We start from the raw sequence: 4,794 nt of genomic DNA, 5'->3' as shown, positions 1-4,794 counted from the left end.
TGCGCTAGCCTGACCACCTGGGGCAGCCGCGCCGATGCCCGGTACAAGGAAACCGATGAAACGCTCCCTGCACAGGCAGAGGCTCCGGAACACCACGCGCTCGATCGCCGTCGCGTTCACGCTCACGCTCACGTTCGCGGGTCTGGGCCTGGCCTGGTCGGCCGCGCAGGCCTGCACCACGCTCGCTCCGCTGCCCACCATCCCGCCGGACGCGCTGCGCGTCACCGACTTCGGCGCCGTGCCCGATGACGGTCTGGACGACGACGACGCCATCGCCCGTGCGCTGAAGGCGCTGAAACCCGGTGGCTGGCTGGTGTTCCCGCCGGGGCGTTACCGGCAGGCGCACAGCGTGCTCGTCACCGTGCCCGGCGTGACGCTGTGGGGACCGGGCGCCACGCTGCAGGCCACCGACCCGCGCGACCACACGCTCGGCCTGCGCGCCGACGGCGTGCGGCTCTATGGCCTGACGCTCACCGCCGCGCCCGACCAGCGCCGCAGCACGCCGGCGCAGGCGCGCATCAGCCTCTACCGCGACCGCAGCGACAACCGCGACGGCACCACGCCGCAGCGGGGCAATGTGGTGCGCGGCGTGACGGTGGACGGTGCCGGATCGGTGGGCATGCTGGTCTACGGCGCCGCGGACTTCACGATCGCGCACAACACGGTCCGGCGCACGCTGGCCGACGGCATCCACATCACGGGAGGCAGCCACCACGGCCGCGTGCTCGGCAACCAGGTGCACGACACCGGCGACGACCTGATCTCCATCGTCTCCTACGACGACGCGCCGCCCGTGCACGACGTGCTGGTCGCCGACAACGAGGTGTCCGGCGCACGCTGGGGCCGTGGCCTGAGCGTCGTCGGCGGCGAGCACCTGACCCTGCGCGGCAATCTGGTGGGCAGCGTGGCGCACGGGGCCGGCGTGCTGGTCGCGCAGGAGGGCAACTGGCACACCCACGGCGTGCGCGACGTGCGCATCGAGGACAACCGGCTGCGCGAGATCCAGACGCCCGCGGCGCGCGCCGGTGCCACGGCACCGCCCACCGGCCACGCCGCCATCGAGATCCACACCTACGCGGTCCCGGAAGGCGCCGCGGGCATCGGCGACCTCTTGCTGCGCGGCAACACGGTCGAGCACAGCCGCTACGGCGAGCTGCACCAGCGCGCAGGCCGGCTGGTGCAGACGACGCCCGGTGCGCAGCTCGACTGCGCCCGGTTCGGCGGTGTCAGTGGTCGGTGAGGACCACGCCGGCGATGGCCGCGTGCGTGCGGCGCAGCCGGTCGACCAGCAGGTTCATCGTGCGCGCCTCGGTCTTGCCGTGGCGGCCGACCAGCACGGTCTGGCGGCAGGTCGCCGCGATCACGCGGGCGTCGGCCGTGTGGCGGGCAGGCGGCGTGTCCACGATGACGCGGTCGAACTCGCGCTGCAGCTCGCGCAGCAGGATGCCGAACATCGGCTGCTGCAGCAGCTCCAGCGGGTTCGGTGGCGGTGCGCCGACCTGCATGATGAACAGCCCCGGCAGATCGGCCGAGCGGTCGAAGGGCTTGGCCGGGCGGCGGCCGTTGAGCAGGTCGCTCAGGCTGGCGCGCTCCTTCAGGCCGAAGAGCTTGTGGATGCCGGGGTCGCGCAGGTTGCCGTCGACCAGCACCGTGCGCTCGCCGAGCTGGCTGAAGGTCACGGCCAAGTTCGCTGCGACGTAGGTGCGCCCGTCGCCGTGGTCCGGGCTGACCACCGCCAGCGGCTGGCGGCCCTGCGCCGCGTCATTGGCCATGATCTTGCTGCGCAGGTCGCGGAAGGCCTCGGCCTGCGGGCTGTACGGCTCCACCGCCACCACCAGGTCCGCACCGCGCAGCCCGTTGCCGTCGAGTGAATACGGGTAGTTGAACTGCTGCGACAGCGCCCACAGCACATCGGCCTGCGTCACCAGGTCCAGCGCGACCGCAGCCTCGCCGAAGCGCAGCTTCATGCGCCGCTGGACGACGAGGATGTGCTCGATGTCGCCATCCGACAGCGGCCGCATCGTGCGGATGATCTCGCCCAGCGGGCGCAGCACCGCCGGTGCACCGGGCGACGACCGTGGTCGCGCATCCGCCACCGGCAGTTCGAAGGGCAGCTTGGGGGCCGGATCGGAGCGAGGGTCGTCGGACTGGGACATGGCGGGAGGCGCCGGGGGAGACGGCACAAAAGCAGAAGCAGGTACTGGCACAGGGCGCGGTGCGGGGAACGGCTCGACCAGCACGGGTGTCTCCACCACGGCGGCCACCGGTTCGGCCCGCACCACCGGCTTGGGCGGCGGACGCACCGGGACCGGCGGCTGGGCCGGCACCGGCACATCGGAAAGCACCGGCAGGTGCTCGGGGTCGTCCTCGGCATGGAAACGCAGCCAGGCCCGCTCGACCGCTGCCTGGAACCGCTGGCGGAACAGCGCCGGGGCGAACTGCTCGGCGTGTGCGCGGCAGGTTTCCGGGCGGATCGGCACCGGCAGCGCCTCGAAGGCCTCCACCGCGGCGATCACCGCCTCGGGCGTCTGCTCCTGGAAGAACACACCCGTGCGCTGCGCCGGATGGCCGCGGCCACGCACCGTCTCCAGTGAACCGCCGCGCCCGAAGGCGATCACCGGCGTGCCGCAGGCCTGCGCCTCGACCGGGGTGATGCCGAAGTCTTCCTCGGCGGCGAAGACAAACGCCTTGGCGCGCTGCATGTGATCGACCAGCGCCGCATCGCCCAGGAAGCCGAGCACCGACACATTCGGTCCGGCCGCGGCGCGCACCTTGTCCATCTCCGGCCCGTCGCCGATGACGACGAGCTTCTTGTCGGGCATGCGCGAGAAGGCCTCGACGATCATCGGCATGCGCTTGTACGGGACCATGCGCGAGGCGGTGAGATAGAAGTCCTCCTTGTCGGTGCGCAGCGCGAAGCGCTCCACATCGACCGGCGGGTGGATCACCGCCGCATCGCGCCGGTAGACCTTGCGCACCCGACGCCCGATGAAGGCCGAGTTGGCCAGGAACTGGTCGACGCCGGCCGCGGTGCGTGCGTCCCACAGCCGCATGTAGTGCAGCAGCAGCTTGGCGACCGTGCCCTTGACGCCACCGGTCATGCCCGATTCCTTCAGGTACTGGTGCTGCATGTCCCAGGCATAGCGGATCGGCGAATGGATGTAGCAGACGTGGAGCTGGTCCGGCCCGGTCAGCACGCCCTTGGCGACGGCGTGGCTGGACGACAGGACCAGGTCGTAGCCCGAGAGGTCGTGCTGCTCCATCGCCAGCGGCATCAGCGGCAGGTAGTGGCGAAAGCGTTTCTGCGCGCCGGGCAGGCGCTGCACGAACGTGGTCCTGGCCACCTTGCCCTGCAGGAAACCGCGCTCGTGCGGCTTCAGGAAATCGACCACGGCGAACAGGTCGGCCTGCGGGTAGATCTTCAGGATCTCCTCGACGACCTTCTCGCTGCCGGCGTGGTTGACCAGCCATTCGTGAACCAAGGCGACACGTAGAGGAGCTGCAGAGGCTTGCATGGGGTGTCCTTGAATCCGTCAGACGAAGTGCAGGTCCATCAGGTCCGCGAATTCGCGGGCCGCTCGGTCCCAGGTCAGTTGGGTGGCGCGCTGGTGGCCGCGGGCGCGCAGCTCGTCGGTCAGGGCGGGCGAACCCAGCACGCGGCGCAGCTGCGCGGCCAGCGTGGCGGGGTCGTCGGGGTTGCAGTAGAGGGCTGCGTCGGCGCAGACCTCGGGCAGCGAGGCCCGGTCCGACACGATCACCGGGCAGCCGCAGCACATGGCCTCCAGCGGCGGCAGGCCGAAGCCTTCGTAGAACGACGGAAACACGAAACACGCCGCGCCTTCATAGAGCGCGCGCAGCTGCTGGTCGCTGACGTAGCCGGTGCGCTGCAGGCGCTCGTGCTGCACGGCACTGTCGGTGAAGATGCGCGTGTTGCCACCGCCGGCCGCGACCAGCACGATGTCCGGATCATCGATCAGGCTCATCGCGTTGAGCACGGCGGCGAAGTTCTTGTTCAGCGACTGGCTGCCCACCGCCAGCACGTAGCGCCGCCCGCGCAGGTCGAGCCGCTCGAACACGGTCGGGTCGGCAGGCAGGCGCAGGATGTGCTCGCCGCCCTCGGGGATGATTTCGATGCTCAGGAAGGGCTTGCCGAAATACCGGTACAGCTCGCTGGCGCTGAAGCGCGAGACAGTGGCGATGACGCGGGCGCGGTGCATGACCGAGTTCAGCATCATCGAGTACCAGCGCCGGAACGCGAAGCTGTAGTTCTGCGGATTCGCGATCGCTGCCGCATCGTGGATCACGGCCAGTTGTCGCTGATGGCGCATGGGCGCGGTGTTGCACAAATTCACCAGCGGTTGCTCACCCGCCAGCACCGGCAATTCGAACTGTTCCCACCGGTGTCCGGCATGGCGACCTTCGGAGCGAACCGACATGCCACAGGGGGCGGGTGTCACTAGATCGGCTCCTGTCGGCACAATGGCCTGGGCACCAGTCAGCAGCCCCAGGCGGGAACTGGCCTGCAGCAGTTCGATGGCAAAACGATCGACGCCGGTAGCCTGTCGCGTGAGAAAGCGGGCGTTGATCAACATGGTCGGGTCCACAGGGTCAGCTCCGGGATTTCACCGCCGCGAGGCGGGCGGCGGCGCAGTGCGCCGAGGGGGGAGTCGGCACCCCGGCCGAGCGGCGGTGGATCAGGGCGAGCCGGTGCGCCTGCGGGCGTGGCAGCACCAGGACACCGAGCATCCACACCAGCGTGGCCAGCCGGCGGGCCCCGGTCATGCGCGGCCAGCG

General features: G+C 70.5%; 3 protein-coding genes and 2 pseudogenes. 1 reads left to right on the top strand and 4 read right to left on the bottom strand.

The genetic code is table 11. The features are described 5' to 3' along the window. Nucleotides 1-55 precede the first annotated feature (55 nt). Nucleotides 56-1,240: a right-handed parallel beta-helix repeat-containing protein gene (locus AB3X43_RS19095; RefSeq protein WP_369431459.1), complete on the top strand. Its 1,185-nt coding sequence runs from the start codon at nucleotides 56-58 to the stop codon at nucleotides 1,238-1,240. Here the strand turns inward: AB3X43_RS19095 and AB3X43_RS19090 are convergent. The 4 genes and pseudogenes from AB3X43_RS19090 to AB3X43_RS19075 form a co-directional block, all read right to left on the bottom strand. Then, nucleotides 1,227-1,742, bottom strand: a pseudogene (locus AB3X43_RS19090) (CpsD/CapB family tyrosine-protein kinase); the annotation flags it as partial. The gene AB3X43_RS19095 and the pseudogene AB3X43_RS19090 sit on opposite strands and share 14 nt — an antisense overlap. A gap of 645 nt (nucleotides 1,743-2,387) precedes the next feature. Further along, a pseudogene (locus AB3X43_RS19085) lies at nucleotides 2,388-3,518 on the bottom strand (glycosyltransferase family 4 protein); the annotation flags it as partial. A 15-nt stretch (nucleotides 3,519-3,533) separates the two neighbouring features. Next, nucleotides 3,534-4,328 (bottom strand): glycosyltransferase family 4 protein, encoded by a 795-nt coding sequence (locus tag AB3X43_RS19080; protein ID WP_369431458.1) that lies wholly within the window; start codon nucleotides 4,326-4,328, stop codon nucleotides 3,534-3,536. 280 nt (nucleotides 4,329-4,608) lie between these two features. Further along, nucleotides 4,609-4,794, bottom strand: a 186-nt coding sequence (locus AB3X43_RS19075) for a hypothetical protein (protein ID WP_369431457.1), incomplete at its 5' end; no start/stop codon positions are given.

This window comes from Sphaerotilus sp., from assembly GCF_041083715.1.
Lineage (GTDB): Bacteria > Pseudomonadota > Gammaproteobacteria > Burkholderiales > Burkholderiaceae_C > Sphaerotilus.
Note: the sequence above shows the minus strand (reverse complement) of the source record. Positions and strands in the feature narration are given on the sequence as shown.

What these genes read in the sequence shown, in the direction of transcription:
- AB3X43_RS19080 (WP_369431458.1), bottom strand. Translation starts at nt 4,328, where the DNA reads ATGCGCCATCAGCGACAACTGGCCGTGATCCACGATGCGGCAGCGATC.
- AB3X43_RS19095 (WP_369431459.1), top strand. Translation starts at nt 56, where the DNA reads ATGAAACGCTCCCTGCACAGGCAGAGGCTCCGGAACACCACGCGCTCG.